General features: G+C 71.9%; 22 protein-coding genes and 3 pseudogenes. 15 read left to right on the top strand and 10 right to left on the bottom strand.

Going from position 1 to position 23,486, the window contains the following annotated elements; translation table 11 throughout:
* Positions 1 to 7: 7 nt before the first annotated feature.
* Positions 8 to 594: pseudogene (locus tag H4F70_RS14230) on the bottom strand (TetR/AcrR family transcriptional regulator).
* Positions 585 to 2,036, bottom strand: a complete 1,452-nt coding sequence (locus H4F70_RS14225; RefSeq protein ID WP_182357631.1) for an amidase — start codon at positions 2,034 to 2,036, stop codon at positions 585 to 587. Before H4F70_RS14225 ends, H4F70_RS14230 begins: the two are co-directional and overlap by 10 nt.
* A gap of 116 nt (positions 2,037 to 2,152) precedes the next feature.
* Between H4F70_RS14225 and recO the strand changes: the two genes are divergently transcribed.
* The 5 genes from recO (at position 2,153) to H4F70_RS14205 (ending at position 7,051) form a co-directional block, all read left to right on the top strand.
* The gene (recO, locus tag H4F70_RS14220; RefSeq protein WP_182357630.1) at positions 2,153 to 2,998 is read left to right on the top strand and encodes a DNA repair protein RecO; all 846 of its coding nucleotides are present in this window, start codon (positions 2,153 to 2,155) and stop codon (positions 2,996 to 2,998) included.
* Positions 2,952 to 3,791, top strand: coding sequence for an isoprenyl transferase (locus H4F70_RS14215; RefSeq protein WP_182357629.1), 840 nt, complete (start codon positions 2,952 to 2,954; stop codon positions 3,789 to 3,791). Before recO ends, H4F70_RS14215 begins: the two co-directional genes overlap by 47 nt.
* Positions 3,788 to 4,273 carry a hypothetical protein gene (locus tag H4F70_RS20235; RefSeq protein ID WP_220471714.1) on the top strand — a complete coding sequence of 162 codons (486 nt, stop codon included), beginning with the start codon at positions 3,788 to 3,790 and terminating at the stop codon, positions 4,271 to 4,273. Before H4F70_RS14215 ends, H4F70_RS20235 begins: the two co-directional genes overlap by 4 nt.
* A gap of 115 nt (positions 4,274 to 4,388) precedes the next feature.
* On the top strand, positions 4,389 to 5,420 hold the full coding sequence (glsA, locus tag H4F70_RS14210) for a glutaminase A (RefSeq protein WP_235681123.1): 1,032 nt from the start codon (positions 4,389 to 4,391) through the stop codon (positions 5,418 to 5,420).
* On the top strand, positions 5,417 to 7,051 hold the full coding sequence (locus tag H4F70_RS14205; RefSeq protein ID WP_182357627.1) for an MFS transporter: 1,635 nt from the start codon (positions 5,417 to 5,419) through the stop codon (positions 7,049 to 7,051). The genes glsA and H4F70_RS14205 overlap by 4 nt, the downstream gene beginning before the upstream one ends.
* 34 nt (positions 7,052 to 7,085) lie before the next feature.
* Here the strand turns inward: H4F70_RS14205 and H4F70_RS14200 are convergent, their stop codons facing one another.
* Both H4F70_RS14200 and H4F70_RS14195 read right to left on the bottom strand, forming a co-directional pair.
* Entirely contained in the window at positions 7,086 to 7,499 is a 414-nt protein-coding gene (locus tag H4F70_RS14200) for a Fur family transcriptional regulator (RefSeq protein ID WP_182346877.1), read from the bottom strand.
* Positions 7,496 to 7,900: an ArsR/SmtB family transcription factor gene (locus tag H4F70_RS14195; RefSeq protein ID WP_182346878.1), complete on the bottom strand. Its 405-nt coding sequence runs from the start codon at positions 7,898 to 7,900 to the stop codon at positions 7,496 to 7,498. Before H4F70_RS14195 ends, H4F70_RS14200 begins: the two co-directional genes overlap by 4 nt.
* Before the next feature lie 164 nt (positions 7,901 to 8,064).
* Here H4F70_RS14195 and H4F70_RS14190 point away from each other — a divergent pair, with 164 nt between their 5' ends.
* Positions 8,065 to 9,459 (top strand): glycine--tRNA ligase, encoded by a 1,395-nt coding sequence (locus H4F70_RS14190; RefSeq protein ID WP_182357626.1) that lies wholly within the window; start codon positions 8,065 to 8,067, stop codon positions 9,457 to 9,459.
* Here the strand turns inward: H4F70_RS14190 and H4F70_RS14185 are convergent.
* Positions 9,446 to 10,747, bottom strand: a complete 1,302-nt coding sequence (locus tag H4F70_RS14185; RefSeq protein WP_182357625.1) for a PucR family transcriptional regulator — start codon at positions 10,745 to 10,747, stop codon at positions 9,446 to 9,448. The genes H4F70_RS14190 and H4F70_RS14185 overlap by 14 nt on opposite strands.
* 609 nt (positions 10,748 to 11,356) lie before the next feature.
* Between H4F70_RS14185 and H4F70_RS14180 the strand changes: the two genes are divergently transcribed.
* Both H4F70_RS14180 and H4F70_RS14175 read left to right on the top strand, forming a co-directional pair.
* Complete coding sequence (locus tag H4F70_RS14180) at positions 11,357 to 11,515, top strand: hypothetical protein (protein WP_182357624.1); 159 nt, start codon at positions 11,357 to 11,359, stop codon at positions 11,513 to 11,515.
* A 95-nt stretch (positions 11,516 to 11,610) separates the two neighbouring features.
* Positions 11,611 to 11,790 (top strand): hypothetical protein, encoded by a 180-nt coding sequence (locus H4F70_RS14175; protein WP_182346882.1) that lies wholly within the window; start codon positions 11,611 to 11,613, stop codon positions 11,788 to 11,790.
* 187 nt (positions 11,791 to 11,977) lie between these two features.
* Here H4F70_RS14175 and H4F70_RS20995 read toward each other — a convergent pair.
* Positions 11,978 to 12,265: pseudogene (locus H4F70_RS20995) on the bottom strand (nitroreductase family deazaflavin-dependent oxidoreductase); the annotation flags it as partial.
* 395 nt (positions 12,266 to 12,660) lie between these two features.
* On the opposite strand from H4F70_RS20995, the pseudogene H4F70_RS14165 reads away from it, so the two are divergent.
* The 4 genes and pseudogenes from H4F70_RS14165 to H4F70_RS14150 all read left to right on the top strand — a co-directional run.
* Positions 12,661 to 13,569, top strand: a pseudogene (locus tag H4F70_RS14165) (ABC transporter ATP-binding protein); the annotation flags it as partial.
* Positions 13,566 to 14,387 carry an ABC transporter permease gene (locus tag H4F70_RS14160; protein WP_182357622.1) on the top strand — a complete coding sequence of 274 codons (822 nt, stop codon included), beginning with the start codon at positions 13,566 to 13,568 and terminating at the stop codon, positions 14,385 to 14,387. The pseudogene H4F70_RS14165 and the gene H4F70_RS14160, both read left to right, overlap by 4 nt.
* A gap of 124 nt (positions 14,388 to 14,511) precedes the next feature.
* On the top strand, positions 14,512 to 15,657 hold the full coding sequence (locus tag H4F70_RS14155) for a sensor histidine kinase (RefSeq protein ID WP_182357621.1): 1,146 nt from the start codon (positions 14,512 to 14,514) through the stop codon (positions 15,655 to 15,657).
* Positions 15,654 to 16,301, top strand: a complete 648-nt coding sequence (locus H4F70_RS14150; RefSeq protein ID WP_235681122.1) for a response regulator transcription factor — start codon at positions 15,654 to 15,656, stop codon at positions 16,299 to 16,301. Before H4F70_RS14155 ends, H4F70_RS14150 begins: the two co-directional genes overlap by 4 nt.
* Before the next feature lie 41 nt (positions 16,302 to 16,342).
* On the opposite strand, the gene H4F70_RS14145 is transcribed toward H4F70_RS14150, so the two are convergent.
* From H4F70_RS14145 to H4F70_RS14135, 3 genes are all read right to left on the bottom strand, one after another.
* The gene (locus H4F70_RS14145) at positions 16,343 to 16,666 is read right to left on the bottom strand and encodes a branched-chain amino acid transporter permease (protein WP_182360429.1); all 324 of its coding nucleotides are present in this window, start codon (positions 16,664 to 16,666) and stop codon (positions 16,343 to 16,345) included.
* A 2-nt stretch (positions 16,667 to 16,668) separates the two neighbouring features.
* Positions 16,669 to 17,388: an AzlC family ABC transporter permease gene (locus H4F70_RS14140; protein ID WP_268968402.1), complete on the bottom strand. Its 720-nt coding sequence runs from the start codon at positions 17,386 to 17,388 to the stop codon at positions 16,669 to 16,671.
* Between the two features lie 107 nt (positions 17,389 to 17,495).
* A complete protein-coding gene (locus H4F70_RS14135; RefSeq protein ID WP_182357620.1) occupies positions 17,496 to 19,484 on the bottom strand; it encodes a TPM domain-containing protein in 1,989 nt (662 codons plus the stop codon).
* Positions 19,485 to 19,673: 189 nt separating this feature from the next.
* Here H4F70_RS14135 and H4F70_RS14130 point away from each other — a divergent pair, with 189 nt between their 5' ends.
* The 3 genes from H4F70_RS14130 (at position 19,674) to H4F70_RS14120 (ending at position 23,277) form a co-directional block, all read left to right on the top strand.
* Positions 19,674 to 20,324, top strand: coding sequence for a YdcF family protein (locus tag H4F70_RS14130; RefSeq protein WP_182346888.1), 651 nt, complete (start codon positions 19,674 to 19,676; stop codon positions 20,322 to 20,324).
* An 82-nt stretch (positions 20,325 to 20,406) separates the two neighbouring features.
* The gene (locus H4F70_RS14125; RefSeq protein ID WP_182346889.1) at positions 20,407 to 21,672 is read left to right on the top strand and encodes a deoxyguanosinetriphosphate triphosphohydrolase; all 1,266 of its coding nucleotides are present in this window, start codon (positions 20,407 to 20,409) and stop codon (positions 21,670 to 21,672) included.
* A gap of 240 nt (positions 21,673 to 21,912) precedes the next feature.
* On the top strand, positions 21,913 to 23,277 hold the full coding sequence (locus H4F70_RS14120; RefSeq protein ID WP_220471713.1) for an IS4 family transposase: 1,365 nt from the start codon (positions 21,913 to 21,915) through the stop codon (positions 23,275 to 23,277).
* A 16-nt stretch (positions 23,278 to 23,293) separates the two neighbouring features.
* Here the strand turns inward: H4F70_RS14120 and H4F70_RS20660 are convergent, their stop codons facing one another.
* Positions 23,294 to 23,485 (bottom strand): SRPBCC family protein, encoded by a 192-nt coding sequence (locus H4F70_RS20660; protein WP_235681120.1) that lies wholly within the window; start codon positions 23,483 to 23,485, stop codon positions 23,294 to 23,296.
* Between the last annotated feature and the right edge of the window lies 1 nt (position 23,486).

The raw sequence follows: 23,486 nt of genomic DNA, 5'->3' as shown, positions 1-23,486 counted from the left end.
TGGCCGGTCACGTGGCCAGCAGCATCATGAGCGCCTCGCCCACGCGGCGCCCGGGCTCGCCGGTCGCCAGCCGCCGCAACTGCAGGCCGGTGATCATGCCGACGACGGCGGGGGCGAGGGCGTCCGGGTCCGGGAGGCCCAGCGCGGTCAGCACCGTCACCGCGAGGTCGTCGTAGGCGGCGAAGCACGCGGCGGCGGCGTCGCGCAGCGCGGGATCGCGTCCGGCCTGCACGTACAGCTCGAATGAGGCCACCTGCTCGGCAGTGAAGGCCAGGCCCTCGCCACTTCGGAGACCAGCGCCGCCGCCGCGGCGAGGTCCGGCGCCGCGCCGTCGGGGACACGCCGGCGGGAGGCGTGCGCCAGGTCCGCCAGGCGGCGGGACTCCGCGTCGACGAACTGCAGCAGGGCGGCGCGCAGCATGTCGGTCCGGGTGGCGAAGTGGTAGGTGATCGACCCGAGAGACACGCCGGCGTCCTCCGCTATCCGCCGGTTGGTCACCGCCGGGATCCCGGCGGCGCCGACCACGTCGAGCACCGCGGCGAGTATGCGGTCCCGGGCGGACGCGCCGGCCGGGCCGCGGCCGGTCACCACCATCGGTCCGGGGTGACGCGGTGCCACTGCAGTTCCGCCTCCAGCTGCGCGGCGACGCTCACCAGCAGCGGTTCGCTGCCCGCGTGGCCCATGAGCTGGGTCCCCAAGGGCAGTCCGTCGCCGGTGAACCCGGCGGGCACGTTCACCGCCGGCCAGCCGAGGACGTTCCACGGCCAGGTCATCGGGCAGAAGGCGGTGATGGCCTTGTCGGTGTCCCAGCCGCCGAGGCCGTCGATGGCGTCCGCCGGGCGGGGCGGCGTCGCGGTGGTGGGGGCCAGCACCACGTCGACCCGGTCGAAAACCTTCCCGATGCGCCGGCGGATGCGCGGCTCGGCCTTGCGCGCGGCGGCCAGCGGGACGCCCCCGAGGAGGCGCCCGTTCCTGGCATTGCCGAGCGTCCTCGGATCGAGGACGGACGGGTCCGGGAACCGGCGGCGCCACTGCTCGAGGCCCGCCATCGAACGGGGCAGGAAGTTCAGGCCCAGCAGCCGGCCGTAGCGGGGCCCGTCGAGCACCACGTCGTGCCCGAGCCGGACGAGGGCGTTGGCGACGCGCTCGGTCGCGGCGACGACGTCCGGGTCCAGGGTGACGGGGGTGGCGGTGAAGGGGGAATCGAACGACAGCCCGATGCGCAGGCGGCCCGGGTCGCGGCCCACCCACTCGGAGGCGGACACCGGTGGCGGGCGATGCCTGTCGCCGGGGTGGCCGCCGGACAGCGTGTCCAGCAGCAGGGCGGCGTCGGCGACGGTGTGCGCCAGCGGTCCCATGACGGTGAGCCCGTGGAACTGCTCCGCCTCGGGGTAGGAGGGGATCCGGCCGCGCTGCGGTTTGATGCCCACGAGGTTGGTGCACGCGGCGGGGATGCGCACCGAACCGGCGCCGTCCGACCCCATCGCCGCGGGCACGATGCCGGCGGCGACGGCGGCGGAGCTTCCGCCGGAGGACCCGCCCGGCGTGTGCACGGGACTCCACGGGTTGCGGGTGACCCCGAACCGGCCGGTGGTGAACGGCCATTGACCGAGCTCGGGCGAATTGGTCTTGCCGATGATGATCGCGCCGGAGGCTTTGAGCCTGCGGACCATCTCCGCGTCGGCGGCGGCGGGGGCCCGGCCGGAGTCGTCGCAGCCGAAGGCGGTGGGCAGCCCTGCGATGTCGACGTCGTCCTTCATCGCCACGGGGACGCCGAGCAGCGGGGAGCAGTCGCCCCGCGCGCGGCGGGCGTCGGCCTCCGCCGCCTCTGCCAGGGCCTGCGCACGCCGCAGATAGCGGAACGCGTTGAGCGTGGGCCGGGCCTCCTCCGCGGCGTCGAGCGCGCGGGCGACCAGGTCCACCGACGAGACGGTGCCGGCGTCGAGCTCCGCACGCAGGTCGCCGATCGTCGGGGACCCGGCACGGGCGGAGCCGCCGTCCGCGGGGGATGCGGCTGCTGCGGGGGGTTCGGTCATGGCACCTCCGTCATCGGTTCTCCACACCCGACGCTAGCACTGTTCGTTCGAACGAACGGGAGGAAGTGCATGGCCGCGCGCCGGGCGGCCTAGGATGGTCCGGTGGAGGTCGATCGGTGAGGCTGTACCGGGATCGGGCGGTGGTGCTGCGCCGGCACAAGCTGGGCGAGGCGGATCGCATCATCACGTTGCTCACGCGCGACCACGGCCTGGTCCGCGCGGTGGCCAAGGGCGTGCGGCGCACCCGTTCGCGCTTCGGCGGGCGGCTCGAGCCCTTCGGGCACATCGACGTGCAGCTCTATCCGGGACGCAATCCCGGACGCGGGCTCGCCACCGTCACGCAGGTGCAGATCCTCGACGCGTTCACCGACCCCATCGTGGCCGACTACGCCCTCTACACCACGGCCTCGGCGGTGCTGGAGACCTCTGAACGGCTGGCGGGCGAGGAGCACGCCCCGGTCCGCGACCAGTACCTCCTCGCCGTCGGTGCGCTGCGGGCGCTGGCGTCGGCCCGCCGGCCGGCCGGGCTGATCCTCGACTCGTACCTGCTGCGGGCGATGTCCGTCGCCGGGTGGGCGCCGGCGCTCACCGAATGCGCGCGGTGCGGGCAGAGCGGGCCGCACCGCGCCTTCCACGTCGCCGCCGGCGGGGCGGTGTGCGTGCACTGCCGCCCGCCCGGATCGGCGACCCCGGCGGAGGGGGTGCTCGAGCTCATGCTGGCGCTCGAGCGCGGCGTCTGGGACGTCGCCGAGGCCGCACCCGCACAGGCCCGGTCCCAGGCCAGCGGCCTGGTCGCCGCACATCTGCAGTGGCACCTGGAGCGCCAGTTGCGGACGTTGCCGATGATCGAGCGTGGCGCGCCGCACCCGGCGGCGCGCGGGGTGGACGTGCGCGCGGGCGCGGTGTCAGGGCAGGATGAGGTGCGTGATCCAGCGACGACGAACGCGGCGGACCGGCGCTGACGCGGCGGCCGCCGCGGGGCCGGGCCCAGCCGCGGCGCCACGGCCACCGGACCCGCACCCCTCCGGCGCGACGCCGCCCGACATCCCCGCCGCGCTCGTGCCCCGCCACGTGGCCTTGGTGATGGACGGCAACGGGCGGTGGGCGCAGGAACGCGGCCTGCCGCGCACGGCCGGGCACGAGCGCGGCGAGGCGGTCCTGATGGACACGGTGTGCGGGTGCATCGACATGGGCGTATCGCACCTGTCCGCCTACGCCTTCTCCACGGAGAATTGGAAGCGCAGCCCGGAGGAGGTCCGCTTCCTGATGGGCTTCAACCGCGATGTCATCCGCCGGCGCCGCGACGAGATGAACGAGATGGGCGTGCGCGTGCGCTGGGCCGGGCGCAGGCCCCGGCTGTGGAAGTCGGTGATCACCGAGCTCGAAGCCGCCGAGGAGCTCACCGCGGGCAACTCCGTGATGACGCTGACCATGTGCGTCAACTATGGCGGGCGTGCCGAGATCGCGGACGCGGCCCGAGCCCTCGCCCGCGAGGCGGCGGCCGGGCGCATCGACCCGGAGAAGATCACCGAGAAGACGTTCGCGCGGTACCTTGACGAACCGGACATGCCCGACGTGGACCTGTTCCTGCGACCGTCCGGCGAACTGCGCACGTCCAACTTCCTGCCGTGGCAGTCCGCCTACGCCGAGCTGGTCTTCCAGGACACGCTGTTCCCCGACTTCGACAGACGCGACCTGTGGGCGGCCTGCCTCGAGTACGCGCGGCGCGACCGCCGGTTCGGGGGTGTCAAGTGAGCCGCCTGCCAGGGGATCCCGAGGGCAGCGAGGACGGCGGGGGCCACGTCGACGCGGTGGCACGGCTGCGCGGACGGGTCGCGCGCGCGCTCGCCTCGGTGGCCGACGACGCGGAGGTGCAGTCGCCGGCACGGGAATCCAACGGGGACGGTTCGGTGAGCTTCCACTTCGGCGGCGCACCGTGCGCAGTGCACGTGGCGCAGATCGCGGACGGACTCGAGATGGTCTCGGTGACCTGCGTGGTGGCCTGGGACGTGCCCGATGACGAGCGCCTCGGTGCGCTGCTGGCCGCTGCGCGGGAACGCGCCCAGTTCGGCACCCTGCGCGCGGTGGCGCAGGGAGGCGGCGACAGCGCTGATGTGGTGCTGCAGTACGCGTTTCCGGGTTCCGGCCTGGCCGACGAGCCCCTGCGGACCCTGCTGCTGCTGGTGCTGGGCGGCGCCGCGGAAGCCCGCGCCGTGTTCGCCGCACTCGGGGAGTAGTCCACCCCGATCGGGGGGGAGCCGGGCGCCGGTGCGCGCCTCATGCCGGTTTCCCTCGTCCTGCACGGCACTTTTATGCGACGATTCTACCGGTATATCCGACTGCGGAGAGGTAGTGGTGCACAGAGAATTACGCGACGTCCCACAGGCGGTGTCCACCGGCGCGCTGCCGCCGCCGGCGCGGATCGACCGGATCGTCGAGGCGGCGCACAGCAGATACCTGCCGCTCGAGGACGGCGCCGTCGCGGACTACATCCCCGTACTCGCCGCGGCCGACCCGGACCTGTTCGCCGTCGCGGTCACCGAGACCGACGGCGACGTCCACGAGGTCGGCGACGTCGGCGACCGGTTCACGATCCAGTCGATCTCGAAGGCCTTCGTCTTCGCGCTCGCCTGCGAGGCGCACGGACACATGGTGCTGCGGGAGCGGGTCGGCGTCGACAACACGGGGCTGCCGTTCAACTCGGTCATCGCGATGGAACTGGGCGACGGGCACCCGCGCAACCCCATGGTGAACGCCGGCGCCCTCGCGACCACCGGGCTCGTGCCGGGGGCGACGCCCGCCGAGCAGTGGGAGCGCGTGCGCACCGGGCTCTCGCGCTTCGCGGGCCGCAGCCTGGAACTCGACGGCGAGGCCTACCACTCCGAGATGCTCACCAACCACCGCAATCGGGCCCTCGCGCAACTGCTGGAAAGCTACGGCCGCGTCGAGGTCGATCCCGTCTCGCTCGTGGACGTCTACACCCGGCAGTGTTCCCTGCGCGTCACCGCGCACGACCTCGCCGTCATGGGCGCCACGCTGGCGGACGGCGGCGTGAACCCGGTGACCGGCGAGCGCGTGGTGTCGGGGCAGACCGCGCGCGACACGCTCGCCGTGCTCGCATCGACGGGGATGTATGAACGTTCGGGCACGTGGATGTTCGAGGTGGGGCTCCCCGCCAAGTCCGGGGTGGCCGGCGGCATCGTCGCGATCGCGCCGGGCAAGGGCGCCATCGGGACCTTCTCGCCCCGCCTCGACAGTGCGGGGAACAGTGTCCGGGGCCAGCGGGCCACGGCCTACCTTTCGCGGGCGCTGGGGCTCAACCTGTTCGCGTCGGCGGCGCACGGTGCGGCCGAAAACAGCTTGGGGAAGGAAGGCACGGTATGAGTTCGTCGACCGCGGTACCGGAGGTGACTGCAGAACGCGCCCCGTGGACGCCGATGATCGGCCTCTTCCTGGCCCAGATGCTCATGTCGTTCAATGTGGCGGTGCTGCCGGTGTCGCTGGGCGGCATGGTCGACTCGTTCGGCGCCTCGCCGACGACGGTCGCCGGGACCATCGTCGTCTACGGGCTGGTCGTCGCAGCGCTGGTGATGGTGGGCGCCAAGATCGGCCAGAAGCTCGGCTGGCTGCGGGTGTTCCGCGCGGTGATCGTGCTGTTCGCCGTGTCGTCGGTGGTCATGCTCGTCGCGCCCAGCGTGGGATGGGCTATCGCGGGCCAGGGCCTCGCGGGCGCCTCGGCGGCGATCATCGTCCCTGCGCTGGTGGCGCTCATCGCCGAGAACTACCGCGGAAGCCAGCAGGCCACGGCGGTCGGTTCGCTCGGTTCGGCGCGCGCGTTGTCCGGGGTGAGCGCGTTCCTCATCGGCGGCGCGCTCGCCAGCACCGTCGGCTGGCGCCCGTCGTTCGCCATCGTGCTGGGCATCGCCGTCGTCGTCTTCCTGCTCAGCTTCACGCTGCGCGGCGACGAGGGCGACGCGGGCATCGAGATCGACTTCGTCGCCGCGGCGCTCATCGGCGCGGCGATCGTGCTCATCACCGTCGGATTCCAGAACCTCAACGCGTGGGGCGTGTGGTTCGCATCGCCGGACGCGCCCTTCGACATCGTCGGCGTGTCGCCCGCCCCGCTTCTCGTGCTCGTCGGTCTCGTCGTCGGCCAAGGGTTCTTCCTGTGGACGCGCGCGCGGGTGCGGGCCGGCAGGACCCCGCTGGTGGACCTGTCGGTCCTCGGCTCGTCCAGCGAGCGCGCCGCCGTCTACGCGATGTTCATCGTCGTGGCCATGGAGGCCGCCCTCAACTTCACCGTGCCGCTGTACATCCAGATCGTGCAGGGGCGCAGCGCGTTCGACACGTCGCTGGCGATGCTGCCGTTCAACCTCACCGTCTTCATCACCGCCACGCTGGTCGTGCGCTTCTACAAGCGGTACAGCCCGCGCGTGATCGGCGTGGCGTCGTTCGTCCTCACCACCGCTGCGCTGGTGTGGCTGGCATACGTGGTGAGCAACAACTGGGAGACCGCGCCGACGATCATCGGACTGATCGTTTTCGGCATCGGTCAAGGCGCCTTGGTGACGCTCGTGTTCAACGTGCTGGTCACGAGCGCCCCCAAGGAGCTCGCGGGCGACGTCGGCTCCATCCGCGGCACCACGCAGAACCTCGCCTCGGCGGTGGGGACGGCGGTCATCGGCGCCATCCTGGTGTCGCTGCTGTCGATCGGCATCGGCAACGCTGTCGCGCATCAGACGGGTGTTCCCGATTCACTCGTGGCGCAGGTGGACCTGGACAAGGTCGACTTCGTCCGCAACGACCAGCTGCGCGAGCACCTGGAATCGACCACCGACGCCTCGCCGCAGCAGATCGACCGAGCTGTGGAGGTCAATGAGGACGTGCGGCTGCGGACGCTCAAGTACGGGCTGCTGGTGCTCGCCATCCTCAGCGCCACCGCGATCCTGCCGGCGTCGCGCCTGCCGCGGTACCGGCCGCACGAGATCCCTGATCCTGCGGGAGCAGGGGAGTGACCCGGCCGATGCTGTGATCCCGCCGGTGCGCGGGTCAGCCGGCGCCGGCGCACTCGGAGCAGACACCGAACACCTCCAGGGTGTGCCCCGGCTCGGTGAATCCGTGTTCGGCGGCCACCGTGCGTGTCCACGCCTCCACAGTGGGGCCGTCGATCTCCACGGTGTAGCCGCAGCGCCGGCACACCAGGTGGTGGTGGTGCCCTGACGAGCAACGGCGGTAGACGGATTCGCCGGTGTCGGTGCGCAGCACGTCGACCTCGCCGGAGTCGACCAGCGACTGCATCGTCCGGTACACGGTGGTCAGCGAGATCGCCGCGCCGCGGCGCCGCAGCTCGTCGTGCAGATCCTGCGCGGACCGGAAGTCCGTGATCTCCTCGAGCATCGCGGTGATCGCGCTGCGCTGCTTGGTGGCCCGCACGCCGACGGCGGGGCGGCCGGCGGTGGTCACGATGCGCCCCCGTCCTCGGCGTCCACCGGCTGCGATTGCAGCTCGTCGGCGTGCTCGAGCGCGTCGGTCACGATGTGCGCGAGGTGCTCGTCCATCAGGTGGTAGCGCACTTCCCGGCCGGCGCGTTCGCCCGTGACCACGCCCGACGACTTCAGTACGCGCAGGTGCTGGCTCACGAGCGGCTGCGGCAGCCCGAGCGCGTCGACAAGATCGTGGACGCAGCAATCGTTCTCGCGCAGCCGCAGGACGATGGCCATCCTGGCTGGTGCGGACAGCGCACGGAGCAGGGCACCGGCCGCATCGAGCAGCGCCGCATCCGGAGCCTCGGCCGACCGTCGGTGGTCGGTGCGGCCCGGGTCGTGCCGAGGGGGTCGGTCGTCGTGCAACTGCGCCGTCGTCATGCAAATCATTCTCATATGCAGTCTCACGCATGTCAACGCGGCGGTGTCCCGCGGCGGGTGGTCCCCGGAGAGGCGGCGCCACCCGATAGGCTGACCGGGTATCGCGAGCGCGCCCGCGCCGCGGCCCCGCACCTCTCAGCTCACCCCGATTGGCAGGTAAGTCAGTGGCAGGCAAGTCCAACCGTATCGACACCGTCGTCAACCTGGCCAAGCGTCGCGGCCTGGTGTTCCCGAGCGGCGAGATCTACGGCGGAACCCGCTCTGCCTGGGACTACGGCCCCCTCGGCGTGGAGCTCAAAGAGAACATCAAGCGGCAGTGGTGGCGGAGCATGATCACCGGCCGCGACGACACCGTCGGCATCGACTCGTCGGTGATCCTGCCGCGCCAGGTGTGGGTGGCCTCCGGTCACCTCGCGGTGTTCAACGATCCGCTCGTGGAGTGCCTCAACTGCCACAAGCGGCACCGGCAGGACCACCTGCAGGAGGCGTACGCCGCCAAGCACGGGATCGACGACCCGGACACCGTGGCCATGGACCTGCTCGGCTGCCCGGACTGCGGCACCAAGGGGCAGTGGACCGAGCCGCGCGACTTCAACATGATGCTCAAGACCTTCCTCGGGCCGGTGGAGAGCGAGGAGGGGTTGCACTACCTGCGCCCCGAGACCGCCCAGGGGATCTTCGTCAACTTCGCGAACGTGCTCAACACCGCGCGCAAGAAGCCGCCGTTCGGCATCGGCCAGATCGGCAAGAGTTTCCGCAACGAGATCACGCCCGGCAACTTCATCTTCCGGACCCGTGAGTTCGAGCAGATGGAGATGGAGTTCTTCGTCAAGCCCGGCGAGGACGAGACCTGGCACAAGTACTGGATCGACCAGCGGTTCGGCTGGTACACCGACCTCGGCATCAACAAGGACAACCTGCGGCTCTACGAGCACCCGGCCGAGAAGCTCTCGCACTACTCCAAGAGCACCATCGACATCGAGTACCGGTTCGAGTTCGCCGGCAGCGAGTGGGGCGAGCTCGAGGGCATCGCCAACCGGACGGATTTCGACCTCTCGACGCACAGCGAGCACTCGGGTGCGGACCTGAGCTTCTACGACCAGGCGGCCGGCGAGCGCTACACGCCGTACGTCATCGAGCCGGCGGCGGGGCTGGGCAGGTCGCTGATGGCCTTCCTCGTCGACGCGTACACGGAGGACGAGGCGCCCAACGCCAAGGGCGGCGTGGACACGCGCACGGTGCTGCGACTGGACCGCAGGCTCGCGCCGGTGAAGGCCGCGGTGCTGCCGCTGAGCCGCAACGCGGATCTCACGCCCAAGGCCAAGGACCTCGCGCAGCAGCTGCGCCGCAACTGGAACGTCGACTTCGACGATGCGGGGGCCATCGGCCGCCGCTACCGCCGCCAGGACGAGGTGGGCACGCCGTTCTGCATCACGGTCGACTTCGACACGCTCGAGGACCAGGCGGTGACCATCCGCGAGCGTGATTCGATGGCGCAGGAGCGCATCGCGCTGGACCAGGTGGAGGGCTACCTGGCCCAGCGTCTCATCGGCTGCTGAAGCGGGTGCCGCCCGCCTGTTCCAGGTGGGCGGCGCGGGGCATCGGTGCGCGCAGGAACCTGTCGATCACGGTGGCAGCGTGCAGGTGCCGCAGGCCGTGCGGTCGCGTCGGGTCGTGCCCGGTGAGCTTGGCGATGCGCTTGAGCCGATGGTCGACGGTGTTCGGGTGCAGGCCCAGAGCGGTGGCGGTGCGCCTCCGGTCCAGGTTGTTGCCGATGTGCACGCCGAGCGTCTCGATCAGCCCCGCATTGGCGGTGAGCGGGTCGAGCGCCGCTGCGAGCCGGTCGCGACCCGGACCCGGGCGGGTGAGCTGGTACTCCACCGCGAGGTCGCCGAACGTGTAGACGCCGGCCGGGTAGCGCAGGCGGGTGACGATCCGCGCGAGCTCCCGGGTGTCCTCCGCCGCGCGGGGGATCTGGGCCGTCGCCACAGTGTCGGTCACCGCGGTGATCTCCGCGCCCAGGACCGTGCCGATCTCGCGCAGTGCCTCGCGCAGCGCCTCCACCGGCGCCTGCGCGAGAAGCAGCCCCCGGTGCGGCGCGGGCGCGATGAGCGTGCCGGGGAATGCGGCGCTGAGCTGGCGGCCGGCCTCGTCGAGGTCGTGACCGGCCTTGATCGCGAGATGCGGCGGGACCGTCCGGGTGCTGTTCACGCGCGTGCGCGCCGGCCCGGTCGCGGCGGGCAGGCCGGGGTCGGCCGAAGACCACGGATCCACCACCAGCCGCACCACCAGGTAGCCGCGGGGGACGTCCCCCGTCGGCGCCCGTCCCGCCAGCAAGGCCTCCGCGAGCGATGACGCCGTGCCGGGGCCTCCGGGGCGGCGTGCGGCGTTGACGTAGCAGATCGGGATCGTCGTGTGGATGTGCTGGGCGAACGCGAAAATGCGGTCGTTGATCTCGCGCAGGTCCTCGTTGTCGCTCGCGTGCGCCGGGGCGAGGACGGTGGCGCGCAGCTTGCCGACGGTCTCGTCGGTCAGCGCCATCATGGCGCTGAGGGGGACGCCCACCAACGCCTTCTCCGCGATCAACGTGAGGATCCCGGAGAGCTCGTCCTCCGTCGGCAGCGGGCCGCCGTCCAGCAGGCGCGCGGCCAGGCGGAAGCCGGCGGCGAGCGAGCGGACGATGTCCGTGTGCACGTCCGCCATCCGGTAAAGGCGGTAGTCGGTGCTGGTGGCCGCGTGGTGCTGCAGAACCTCCTCGGCGAGGGCGGTGGAATCCGCCAGGGCATGCGAGGCGGGCGTGCCGTTCAGCATCATGGTGCGGCCGCGGTCCATTGCGGTTCGTGTCATCTCGACCCCCCGTGGTCGGTAGTCCGTGAGGCTTCCGTGACGGCGGCACCGGGCCGCGCCCGGCTCCGGGGACGGCCTTGCTGCGGCCCGGACGGGGCGCATCGTGCCCTGTTGCGCGAACGTTACGAGAAGTGACTCACATCACAATGTCCAGTCCATTGTATAGGACGTACGTCCTGATGGCCAGAACGTGTTCTCGTCCTTGCATATGCACCGCCGCGTCGGACGAGCAAGCCCTGCTGTGAGCCGTCACATCGTGTTTTAAGAGATATCTGAACGAGCGTCCGTGGGGCTTACGCTGCGGCCGGGCGGGCGGATAGAACTGACCGCGGTGCCAAGCACCACGACACATTTCCGCTACGAAAGGCAACAACGTGAACAACGGCCAGAACAACGGCGTCATCGCCGTCATGCTCGACACCCTGCTCCAGCTCTTCAACGCCGGCAGCAGTGGAACGGGTTCGCAGGACGGCGGAGGCCTGTTCGCCAGCTGACCTCCGCTCCCGAGCGGAAGCGCCGGGCCGGGGCAGCGCGTCGTCGCCGGATTCGCAGTTCTCCGACGACCGCCCGCCCGGCCCGGCGTCCGCCTCACACAGTTCAGGAGTATCCGTGATCAACGGCCCTACCAGCGGCGCGATCGCCGCGGTCTCGAACGTCATCCTTCAGCTGTTCAACATGGGAAGCAGCTCGGTGGGCAACGGCAACGCCGCGACGACGCCGGGAGACACCGGCCCGGTCGACGGCGTCACCCCGGCGGGCCTCGTCTAAGGCTGCCGGGCCCCGGCCCGGGCCGCCGCCGGAGTCCCGGAACGGCGCCCGGTCCCCGCTGCACCACCAGTCACACCACAAGAAAGCAGGACATCGTGCCCAACAACGTCGTCTCGGGGGACACGCCGGTCACCATCAACGTGATCTTCCAACTCTTCAGCGCCGGCAGCAGCACCGCGCTCGCGCAGTCGGGGCTCGGCAGCACCGATCTCGGGCTGGGCAGCTCCGGCTTGGGCAGCTCCGGGTTGTTCGACTCGATCTCCGGGCTGAGCTGACCGCGCAGCGCGTCCGCGTGTCAGGCCGGCCGCTTCCGCGCCGTCCGGCCGCCGCCCCCGCCGCTTCGTCGTCGGCGGGGGCGGCGCCGTGCGTCGCCGGGCCCGGCGGCGCGGTACCGCCACACTGACGCAGGTGGAACATCGGGAACAGCCGGTCCGGCGCGAGCCGCTGCTCCATCGCATAGCCGGGCCAATAGTGCACGATGTCCGCCCAGTACTGCGGGCGTTCGGCCTCGCGGACGCGATGCACCCGCATGGTCACCGCGCGCGCGCCGACGTGCACCTCGGCATGCTCGACAGCGCCGACGTTCCACGCCCAGGCGGGCGCCTCGGCGCGGCCCCAATTGGACCCGGTGACGATGAAGCCGTCGTCCAGCGGCACCGCCAGCAGCGCCGTCGTACGCGGGATGCCCGTGCGCCTGCCCGGCACCGTGATCTGCACCGACGGCAGTCCCGCGATGCCCACGAGGCTCATCCGGTTTCCGCTCCAGCGGCGCAGGAACGACTCGACCAGGATGATCGCCGGCGCCAGCCGCATCAACCACTCGTGCCGGCCCAGGCGGCGGGCGAGCGCCGAGAGCGGATTGCGCGGCCGGCGGGTGCGGGGCAGGGGTTCGCTGGGAAGCGTCATCTGAGGCCTTCGTCTGGACTGCGGGCGGGTCGGTGTGGGCTGGTACGGGCGGACCGGCGGACGCCGGGGCGCGCACGGCCACCGCTGTGATCATGACATCTGTCACGCCTGATCCGTGACCGACGGACGGGGTGTCCGCCGGGCGCGGGCGGCATGATCGGAACATGGACACCGCACCGGCAATAGAGTTGCACGATCTGCGCAAACAATTCACCGTCCGCGGCGCGCCCCCGGTGGCCGCCGTGGACGGGTTGAGCATGACGGTGCGGCCCGGCGAGATCGTCGCTTTCCTCGGCCCGAACGGGGCGGGCAAGTCCACCACGATCGATATGCTGCTGGGCCTGCTGACACCCGATGCGGGAGAGGTACGGCTGTTCGGCGGGGACCCGTCCGCGGCAGTGGCGGCGGGGCGGGTGGCCGCGGTCCTGCAGAACGGCGGCCTGCTGCGAGACGTCACCGTGCGGGAGACCGTCGACCTTTTCGCGTCGCTCTTCGCGTCGTCGCGCCCGGTCGACGAGGTGATGGCGCGGGCCGGCATCGACGGGATCGGCGCCAGGCCGGTGCACAAGTGCTCCGGCGGGCAGCAGCAGCGGCTGCGGTTTGCGATGGCGCTGCTGCCGGATCCGGACCTGATGGTGCTCGACGAGCCGACCACCGGCATGGACGTCGAGGGGCGCCGCGACTTCTGGTCGGCGATGCGTGAGGACTCCCGCCGCGGCAGGACGGTGCTGTTCGCCACCCACTACCTCGACGAGGCCGACGCCTACGCGGACCGGATCATGCTCGTCCGCGCGGGCCGGATCGTCGCGGACGGCAGTGCGGCGGAGATCAAGAATCTGGCGGCGGGCAGAACGGTGTCCGCCACCCTCCCGGGCGCCGACCCGGCACGACTGACGACCGCCCCGGGATTCGACCACGTGGAACTGCGGGGCGACAAGGTGCTGGTGCACACCGCCGACTCCGATGCGGTGGCACGGTACCTGCTCACACAGACCGCGGCGCACGACCTGGAGGTGACGTCCCGGAACCTCGAGGACGCCTTCCTTGCGCTGACGACCGGCGCGGACCCCGGGAGCGCGGACCCGGTGAGCGCAGGCGCCGACGCGGAAGCGGAACGGGCCGACCAGACGATCAGGAGCGGGCGATGACAACGGAAGAGCACGCATTCGGGACGGCGGTCGCGGGCCGGGCGCCGCGGGCAGTGCCCGCGCGGGGCGGATTCAGCCTCGGTTTCCTGCGGCTGGAACTGCGCCGGCTGCTGCGCAACCGGCGCGTGCTGATCTTCGCGATCGCCATGCCCCCGGTTTTCTACCTGATCTTCGGGCTGACGCAGAGTTACAGCACCGACTTTCCCGACGACTGGCCGGGCGGCGGCAACGTGACGATGTACGTGCTCATCAGCATGGCGGTCTACGGCGCCATGCTGGCGACGACGAGCGGCGGGGCGATGGTCTCGGTGGAGCGGGAACTGGGGTGGAGCCGCCAGCTGCGGCTGACCCCGTTGCGGCCCGTGGCGTACATCGCGACCAAGGCGCTCGTGGCGATGACGCTCGGGTTGGCGTCGGTCGTCGTGGTGTTCATCGTCGGGGCGTTCACCGGCGCTCAGGCTTCCGGCGCCGTGTGGATCGCCGCGCCCCTCATCGCGTGGCTGGGATCGCTGGTGTTCGCCGCCTTCGGCCTGTTCATGGGCTATCTGCTTCCGTCGGAGAACGTCATGCAGATACTGGGCCCGGGCCTGGCGCTGCTCTCGTTCGCCGGTGGGCTGTTCGTGCCGATCGACGGCGGGGTGTTCGGCACGATCGCCGCGTTCATGCCCACCTACGGCCTGGCCGAGCTGGCCCGCTACCCGTTGACGGGCGGCGACGGCGCGAGTATTGCCTTGGCGGTGCTGAACCTGGTGGTGTGGGCCGCGGTGTTCATCGTGGGCGCTGCGTACTTGTTCCGTCGCGACACCCGCCGGGTGTGAGGTGCACGGTGTGGTTCGGGGCGCCGCACCGGATAGCGTGATGACGGTGAACACCGTCCGCCGGGATGCGACCGGATCGGGCCGCGCGCAGGCTGCTGCGCACGGCCCGGCCGGTGGTGCGGAAATGCCCGTACCCGCCCCGGTGGGGCGGGCGTGGGGGCGGCGTCCCTGGATCTTCGCGGTGGTGTGGCTCCTCTACCTGATCTATCCCGCGGTGGAGGCGTGGCGCTATCCGGAGCTGTGGGCGCGGATCGCCGCGCTCGTGGGGCTCGCGCTGTTCGCGGCCGTGTTCGTCGGGACGTTCATGCGCGCGCGCACCTGGAACCGAGAAGGACGCCCGCCGTCCGTGTCGATCTCCGAATCGGCCACGGGGCTGGCGATGATGGCGGTGCTGCTCGCCGCCGTCGCGCCGGTCGTGGGGGAGGACGTCGTGGGGGCGATGATGTACATCGTCGTCCTGGCGGTGATGGTGCTGCCCTCGCGGCTCGGCTGGTCCGTCGCCGGGGCGGTGATCGTCGCGGCGGCCGTGCTCACGCACACCGTGCCGGGGTGGGAGAGCGAGGACATGTTCCTGGCACAGTTGGTCCTGGGCGCCGTGGCGGCGTGGGGGGTGGGCCAGTTGATCACGCGCAACGACGAACTGCGGGCGGCGCGGGAGAGCCTTTCGGAACTGGCCGTGGTCGCGGAACGCGAACGGGTCTCGCGTGACCTGCATGACATCCTGGGCCACTCGCTGTCGGTGGTTGCGATCAAGGCCGAGCTGGCAGGCCGATTGTTGCAGGGCGAGGGGCCGATCGGCGCGCGCGACGGTGCCAGGGCCCGGGCCGAGGTGTCCGACATCGAGGACCTGGCGCGGGAATCGCTCGCCGACGTCCGTCGCACAGTGGCGCAGATGCGCTCGGTCATCCTCGACGGGGAGCTGGCCTCCGCGCGTACGGCGCTCGCGGCGGCCGGAATCGAGGCGGACCTTCCCGGGAGCGGGGACATCGTTCCGGCGGTGCGCCGCGAACTGTTCGCCTGGGCGTTGCGCGAGGCGGTGACCAACGTGGTCCGCCACAGCGGCGCCGGCCGGTGTGCGGTCACTCTCGGCCCGCGCCGGATCACCGTCGACGACGACGGCACGTTTCCCGTGGGGCCGCGCGGCGACGGAGTCGGGCCGGGCGGTTCGGGGCTGCGCGGACTGCGCGCGCGGGCCGAGGCGGCGGGCGCCGTCCTGCGGCTGGGGCGCGGGCCCCTCGGCGGCATGCGGCTGGAACTGGAGGTCATGTGACCAGCGGGCCATCGGAACACGCGGCCGGCGGTGCGGCCGCCATCCAACTCGTCCTGGCCGACGATCAGGCGCTGGTGCGCGGCGCCCTCAGCGCACTGCTGGAGATGGAGCCGGACATGGCGGTGGTCGCCGACGTCGGCCGCGGCGACGAGGTGCTGGACGCGGTGCACGCGCACCGGCCGGACGTGGCCCTGCTCGACGTGGAGATGCCCGGGGCCGACGGCATCGCCGTGGCGGCGGCGATCCGCGACGAGGCGCCGTGGTGCCGCGTGCTCATCGTCACCACCTTCGGGCGTGCCGGCTATCTGCGGCGGGCGATGGCGGCGGGGGCGGCCGGCTTCGTCGTCAAGGACACGCCGGCGCGGCAACTGGCCGACTCCGTGCGCCGGGTGCACGCGGGCCTGCGGGTCGTGGATCCGGCGCTGGCGGCGGAGTCGCTGGTGCTGGGCGACTCGCCGCTGACCCCGCGCGAGGCCGACACGCTCCGCGCGGCACGCACCGGGGGCACCGTCGCGGACATCGCCCGGCGGGTGCACCTGTCGGAGGGGACGGTGCGCAACCACCTGTCGTCGGCCATCGGCAAGACCGGTGCGCGCACGCGTGCGGAGGCGGTGCTGCTGGCGGACGGCAACGGCTGGCTGTGACGGGCCCCGCAAGCGGCGGGCCCTGCGGGTGATGGGGCCCGTCAGCCCCACAGCTGCACCAGCAGCACGTACAGGCCCGTCCCACCGATGATGCTGACGAGCGCATGCGAGCGCCACAGGTGCAGTCCGATGCTCGCCGCCAGCGCCGCAGCCGCGGGCGCCGCGCCCGCGACGGTGAGCGGGGTGCCCGCCAGCGTGTACACGGTGAGGATCACCATGATGCCCACGGGCATGTGCGCTCCGAGAAACCGCAGCAGCGACGACGAGCGCACCGGCGCGACGAAGGCGAACGGCAGCGCGCGCAGACCGAACGTCACCACGAGGATCACCGTGAGTGCGCCGAGGAGGTATCCGGTGGACGGCATGGTCACGCGTCCCCCTTCCGGGCGTCCGGCCCGTCGGGACTCCCGGCGTCCTGCGTCGACGGCCTGACCCGTGGCGCACTGCGCCGCAGCCTAGTGCGCCGCACGCCGTACCGGGCGAGAAGGACGACGGTGAACGCGCCCATCGCGACGACCAGGAACGCGCCGGAGGGGACGAACAGCGCGCCGATCGCGCAGGCGAGCGCCAGCACCGGTGTGGGGATGTCTCGGCGCACCCGGAAGGCGTCGACGGCGAGCACCGCGAACAGCGCGGTCAGTGCGAAGTCGAGCCCCTCCACCCGGCCGGGGATCGCCAATCCCACCAGGGCCCCGGCGAGACCGCCGCCCACCCAGTAGAGCTGGCAGAACATCTGGATGCCCAGCACCCGCCCGCCGGTGAGCTCCGCCTCCGGACGGGTCGCGGTCACGGCGTACGACTCGTCTGTGAGCGCGTACATGCTGTATGTCCGGGCGAGCGGACCGCGGACCTTGTGCAACGGGAACGACAGGGCGTAGAAGACGTGCCGGAAGTTCACCATGAACGCCGTCAACGCCACCTGCGCCAGCGGCGTGATGGCGAGCAGCAGCCCGATGGCCAGGAACTCCAGCGACCCCGCGTAGATCATCATCGAGAACACCGGCGCCCACCACCACGCCAGCCCCGACTGGGAGAGCAGCACGCCGAAGGCCAGCCCCAGCGGAAAGAGCCCGAAGCCGACGGCGATGGTGTCCCGGAACGCGGCCGTCGCGGCGTGCGCAACGTTTGCTGGTGCTCCGCCGAACCCGTCGCCGTCGTCCCCGGCCGGCCGCGGACGGTCGCCGTCCGTGTCGGTCAGAACCGGCCCCCGCCGCCGAAACCGCCGCCCCCGCCGCCGCCGAAGCCCCCGCCGCCGAAACCGCCGCCGCCGAAGCCCCCGCCGCGCCCGCCGCCGAGGATCGAGCCGATGAGGATCCCGCCGAGCATCATGCCCGCGCCGGACGAACGCCGGCCCCGATAGCCGCCGTAGCCGCCGAACCCGCCCGGTCCGGACCAGTGGGTGAAGTCCCGCTGCGCGAGGTCGAGCGCCTGCTGGGCCATGGAGGCCGCGGCGTGTGCCTCGCGCTGGGCCGCCTGCTGGTCCGTGTCGCGCAGGCGGCGGGCCTCGTCGAACCGGCGGTGCGCCTCGGACAGGCGGGTGCGCGGTTCCGGTCCGATGCCGCCGCGCCGGGGGCCGATGAAGTCCTCCGCCGCGTCCAGCCGCGCCCGGGCGCTGTGGAGGGTCTGATCCACCAGGTCCCGGGCGCGCGCGTGGGCGTGCACCCGATCGGTGGTGTCCGCGTAGACGGTGTCGAGCTCCGCGTCGGCCTCGACGACCGCCTCGTAGGTGCCCAGCGGGTCGGACTCTTTGTGCTTCTCCGCGTCGGCCAGTGCCGCCTCGACGCGTGCACGCGCCTCGTCGAGCCGGGCACGGTTGGCCTCGACACGGATCGCACCCGAATCCGACAGGCTCCGGGCGACGTCCGCGCCCTGCTGCGCGTCCGCGATGGTCGCCGCCATCTCGGCGACGGCGTGCCGGATATCGGATTCCGCGGTGCCGATGGCGTCGAGCAGCGCTCCCGCCTGATCCAGCGCGCGCTCGGCGGCCCGGATGCCGCGTACCGCGTCGGTGGGGGCGCCGCCCGGGCCGGACACCGCCGTGCGCGCGTCCGCGATGCCCTCGTCGGCGTAGTCTGCCTGCTGCTCGGCGATGCCGATGTTCGGTGCGATGGCGGCGAGAGCGGAGGCGTCGAACCGCGACTGCAGGTCTGCGAAGGTGGACCGGGCCTTCGGCAGGCGCGCCTTGAGGGCGACGAGCCGTTCGGTCAGCGCGTCCAACCGGACCGGAGCTGTGATCACCAGATCGCGCATCGTGTCGAAGTTCTCGACCTGCTCGTTCAGTGCCGCATTGGCGCGGCCGGTGTGTACGAGCAGATCGGTGAGCATGCTGCGCCGCTGGTCCGGAGTCTCGGGAATGGCGTCGTCGAGCCGCTGGCGGATGCCGAACGCTTCGGACAGCGCCCGTTGCGCGGCGGTGAGCGCGGACTGGAACGGCTCCGTGGCGCGGGTGCCGAACTCGTCGGTGGCCGCCCGCAGCTCCTCGGAGCTGGTGCGCAGCGCATTGTCGGTCTCCACCAGCAGTTCCCGCGAGCGCGTGTCCAGCGCCTCGGTGGACAGCCCGGCGAGGTTCCGCGGGTCGGTGAGGTCGGTGTCGCGTGCCGCGGCGGCCTCCGCCCGCCGGCGACGGCGCTTGCGGAGCTGCACCCACACGAGCGCACCGCCGATGATGAGCACGAGGATCACCACGCCCACGATCAGCGGCGCAGAGCTGGGCCCGTCGAGCGCCGAGGACAGGCCGCCCGCCCCGGCGATCGCCGCCCCCGCCCAGTCGTGCTCGCGGAGCTTCGGGACGATGTCGTCGTTCATGACGGAGGACAGTTGCGCGTCGCTCAGGCCGGTCACCGAGCCGGTGAAACCGAACGCGCCGTCGCCCGTGTCGACGGCGAGCAGCATGGTGTCGGATCCGAGGCCGCTCGCCGCCGCGGTCTGTCGGGCCCACTGCTCGCCGTCCATGCCGTCGAAGGAATCGGTGTAGACCACCCAGAGCTGCACGTGGTGCTGCGCGAAGAGGTCGTCGACCGCGTTCTGGACATCGCCGGCGCGATCCCCGAGTGCGCCGGCATGGTCGGTGATCTGCTGCGGGAGGCGGAACGGGGCCTCCGCCTCCGCGGTGGCGGGCTGGGCGAGCAGCCCGGCGCAGGCCAGCAGGAACGCCACGGCGAGCGCGGCCGCGGCGGTGACCACCCGGCGGGATGCCGAAACGACCCGCGCGGCGGTGCGGGGACACGTCACGGCGGGTGCGCAGGGGGCGGGTCCGGGTGTGCGGGGGCGGGCGAGACGCATACCCAGAACCTAGCTGTAAGGCCAGGGTGAGGTAACGGCCCGGGGTGCGGCGTCGCGGCGCGCGCGGGTGCGCTGGCAGACTGGTCGGCGATGAACACTGGATTGGGGGTCGGCGGCACGCTGGCACGGTGGCTGCGTCGCGGAGTCGCGGGCGTGTTGATCGTCGGCGTGCTGCTGGTGGCCGGCACCGCATTCCGCGTGTGGCAGGTGGCCCGAATCGACGACCGGACGCCGACGGGGGCGATCCTCGTTCTGGGCGCCGCGCAGTACAACGGCACGCCGTCGCCGGTGTTCCAGGCGCGGCTGGACATGGCCGCGGAGCTGTTCGACGAGGGCGTCGCGCCCACGATCGTCACCGTGGGGGGAAAGATCCAGGGTGATTCCACCACCGAGGCGGAGGCGGGGCGGCAGTATCTGATCGAGCAGGGCGTGCCCGCCGACAGTGTGCTCGCAGTGGCGGTCGGGTCCGACACCCTCGGCAGCATCGACGCGGTGTCGGCCATGCTGCAGAGTCGGCGCGTCGGCTCCATCGTGATCACCTCCGACCCGTGGCATTCGTTGCGGGCGCGCACCATGGCACGCGATTCCGGGCTGGAGGCGACAGTCGCCCCCACCCGCAGCGGGCCGGCAGTGACCACGAGGTCTGCGCAGATCAAGGGCATCGTGCGGGAGACGGGCGCGCTGCTGTGGTACCAGCTCACCCACTATCAGGCCGACTTTCCTGATGTGATCAAGGAGTGACGGCGCCGGACGCGCGGGCGTCGGAACACGACACCGCGAGCGGTGCACGCGGGACGCAGACGAGGGAAGGCCAGGTACGCCGGTGAGCGGATACACACCCGCAGACCTCGAGCGCATCGGGGACGAGGCGCCCAAGACGGCCGGCCTCACCGGGGCGGACGCCGAGCATCGGAGCGCGTTCTCACGCGACCGCGCCCGCGTCCTGCACAGCGCGGCCCTGCGCCGCCTGGCGGACAAGACCCAGGTGGTGGGACCGCGTGAGGGCGACACCCCGCGCACGCGCCTCACCCATTCCATCGAGGTGGCGCAGATCGGCAGGGGCATCGCCGACGGACTCGGCTGCGACCCGGACCTGGTGGACCTGGCCGGGCTGGCCCACGACATCGGCCACCCGCCCTACGGCCACAACGGCGAACGGGCGCTCGACGAGGTGGCCGCGCAGTGCGGCGGGTTCGAGGGCAACGCGCAGAACCTGCGCATCCTCACCCGCCTCGAACCGAAGGTCCTGGGCCCGCAGGGGGAGGGACTGGGCCTCAACCTCACGCGGGCGTCGCTCGACGCGGCGATGAAGTACCCGTGGCTGCGGCAGGCCCCCGGCGCCAAGTTCGGCGCCTACGACGACGACGCCGCGATCCTCGCCTGGGTCCGCCAGGGCGCGCCGCAGGGGCGGCAGAGCCTGGAGACGCAGGCGATGGACTGGGCGGACGACGTCGCCTACTCGGTGCACGACGTCGAGGACGGGGTGATCTCCGGGCGCATCGACCTGCGCGCCCTGGCCGACCCCGCCGAACAGCGGGCCCTCGCGACGATGGGCTGGTCCGAGTTCTCCGCGGTGGGGGAGAACGAGCTGATCGAGGCCGCGCAGCGGCTGTCCGTGCTGCCGGTGGTGCAATCGGTGGGCGTCTACGACGGCTCCCTGCCCTCCTCGGTGGCGCTCAAGCGGATGACCAGCGAACTCGTCGGCCGGTTCACCTCCGCGGCGATCGCCGGCACGCGGTCCGTCGCGGGCAAGGGCCGCCTGCGGCGCTACGACGCCGACCTGCAGGTGCCGGCCGTGGTGGCGGCGGAGGTGCTGCTGCTCAAGACGGTGGCACTGCGGTACGTGATGTCGGATCCCGGTCACCGCAAGCGGCAGGACCGGGAGCGTGAGCGGATCCACAGGGCCGCGCAGTGGCTGTTGAGCACCGCGCCGGGGTCGCTGGATCCGATGCTGCGCGCCGACTGGGAACGCGCCCCGGACGACGCGCGCCGCGTGCGGGTGGTGGTGGACCAGATCGCCTCGTACACCGAGAGCCGGCTCGAGCGCATCGACCGCGAGGGCCGCGCCGACCAGGCCGGTTGGGCGTAGGGGCCCGACATCTCGATCCGCGCGCTGTTTTCTCCGTGCGGCGCTTGAATCCAAGGTGCTAGCAGCGGGTATGAGGTGCTCGGATCCGGTCGGCTGGCCGGGGGCTAACTGCAATGCCGCGCAGTTAGTGGTGTGGCTGGTGTGGCAAGTGTGACTGCGGCGTGTCGGGCGAAGAGCAACGGAACTCCACGGTAGGCAAGGGGTGTCCTCACAAGACGCCCTGCTACCAAAGGAGTTCCGTTGCCGTCCCAGTCTGTCATCCCTGCCCCGCTGCCCGCGCCGGCGGATCCCTTCGCCGCGGGTCATCTCGGCGAGTTGACCCGGATCGTGTCATTCGATCTGGTCGACGCGGCGATCGAGGCTGCCGGAGCGGCGCAGAAACGGGTGCGCCGCCTGCCCACCCGGGTGGTGATGTACGTGCTGCTCGCGGGGGTGCTGTTCACTGGCGTGGGCTACCAGCAGGTACTGGCGCGCCTGGCCCGCGGCGCCGGCCTGAGCCTGACCACGCCCGGTAGCTCGGCGTTGTCCCAGGCGTTCCGGCGGATCGGCACCGGCCCGCTTGCCGAACTGTTCGACCTGGTCCGCGGCCCGGCGGCCGGGTCCTCGCGCTGGCGGGGCCTGCTGGTGTGCGCGATCGACGGCACCACGATGTTCGTGGCGGACACCGGCGCCAACACCGGCGCGTTCGGCCGCCAGTCCGGCCGCCCTGACGCACCGGCCGGATACCCGATGCTGCGGCTGGTGAGCATCGTCGCATGCGGCACCCGCACGGTCATCGACGCCGTGTTCGGCTCCTACCGGGCCGGGGAGACCACCTACGCCCCCGCCCTGACGAACAGTCTGCGCCCCGGCATGCTGCTGCTGGGCGACCGCAACTTCGCCGCCGCCGCCCTGATCGAGCAGTTCGCCGCCACCGGCGCAGACCTGCTCATACGGTGCAAGAACGCCCGCAGGTTCGAGGTCCTCGAGCGCCTGGACGACGGCACCCAGATCGTGGCCATCGGCGATCTGCGGGTGCGCCTGATCGACGCCCAGATCACCGTCGATCTCGACCCGGCCGGCGGCCGGCGCACCGGCACCTACCGTCTGATCACCACGCTGACCGACCCGGACCGCTACCCCGCACGGCAGATCGTGCAGCTCTACCACCAGCGATGGGAGATCGAGACCAGCTACCGGGAGACCAAAGCGACGATCCTCGCGGGCCGGGTCCTGCGAGCACGCACCCCGGCCGGCGTCGCCCAGGAGGTCTACGCCGTCCTGATCGTCCACCAGGCGCTGCGCACCGCGATCGCCGACACCGCCCTGGCCGCCGGCGACATCGCTCCCGACCGGCTCAGCTTCACCATCGCCCTGACCACCGCCCGCGACGCTATCCACGATGCGGGTCTCATCCTCGCCGGGCCCTGCACCGACCTGACCGGCCGCATCGGGCGAGCAGCACTGGCAGCGGTCATGCCCGCCCGCCGATCACGCTCGAGCCCCAGAGTCACGAAACGGGCCATCTCCAAACACCGCGCGAAAGGCAACGTCGACCGCACGAACTATCGGACCCGCATCACGACACACCTACCGGGCATCATTGACACCAGACACGACAACTAACTGCGCGGCATTGAGGCTAACTGTAGAAGCTCTCCCTGAGGTTGATCCCGTGCTCCAGCCACACCTTCATCGCGGCGAGCATCCCCGTCCAGCTCATGCAGTTGCCGAAGGCCCGCTGCGCGTCGTTGGCGGTGGGGCGCCATGACGACTCCGTGATGGTGACCCGGGTCCGGGTGTCGCCGTCGACGGGGTCAAAACCGAAGACCACA

The organism is Tomitella gaofuii (genome assembly GCF_014126825.1).
Classification (GTDB): domain Bacteria; phylum Actinomycetota; class Actinomycetes; order Mycobacteriales; family Mycobacteriaceae; genus Tomitella; species Tomitella gaofuii.
Note: the sequence above shows the minus strand (reverse complement) of the source record. Positions and strands in the feature narration are given on the sequence as shown.

Bases quoted from the DNA above. Each gene is read 5' to 3' on its own strand.
- H4F70_RS14185 (WP_182357625.1), bottom strand. From the start codon at position 10,747: ATGACACGAACCGCAATGGACCGCGGCCGCACCATGATGCTGAACGGC.
- H4F70_RS14145 (WP_182360429.1), bottom strand. From the start codon at position 16,666: ATGCCGTCCACCGGATACCTCCTCGGCGCACTCACGGTGATCCTCGTG.
- H4F70_RS14215 (WP_182357629.1), top strand. From the start codon at position 2,952: ATGAGGTGCGTGATCCAGCGACGACGAACGCGGCGGACCGGCGCTGAC.
- H4F70_RS14195 (WP_182346878.1), bottom strand. From the start codon at position 7,900: ATGACGACGGCGCAGTTGCACGACGACCGACCCCCTCGGCACGACCCG.
- H4F70_RS14205 (WP_182357627.1), top strand. From the start codon at position 5,417: ATGAGTTCGTCGACCGCGGTACCGGAGGTGACTGCAGAACGCGCCCCG.
- H4F70_RS14155 (WP_182357621.1), top strand. From the start codon at position 14,512: ATGCCCGTACCCGCCCCGGTGGGGCGGGCGTGGGGGCGGCGTCCCTGG.
- H4F70_RS14130 (WP_182346888.1), top strand. From the start codon at position 19,674: ATGAACACTGGATTGGGGGTCGGCGGCACGCTGGCACGGTGGCTGCGT.
- H4F70_RS14160 (WP_182357622.1), top strand. From the start codon at position 13,566: ATGACAACGGAAGAGCACGCATTCGGGACGGCGGTCGCGGGCCGGGCG.
- H4F70_RS14225 (WP_182357631.1), bottom strand. From the start codon at position 2,036: ATGACCGAACCCCCCGCAGCAGCCGCATCCCCCGCGGACGGCGGCTCC.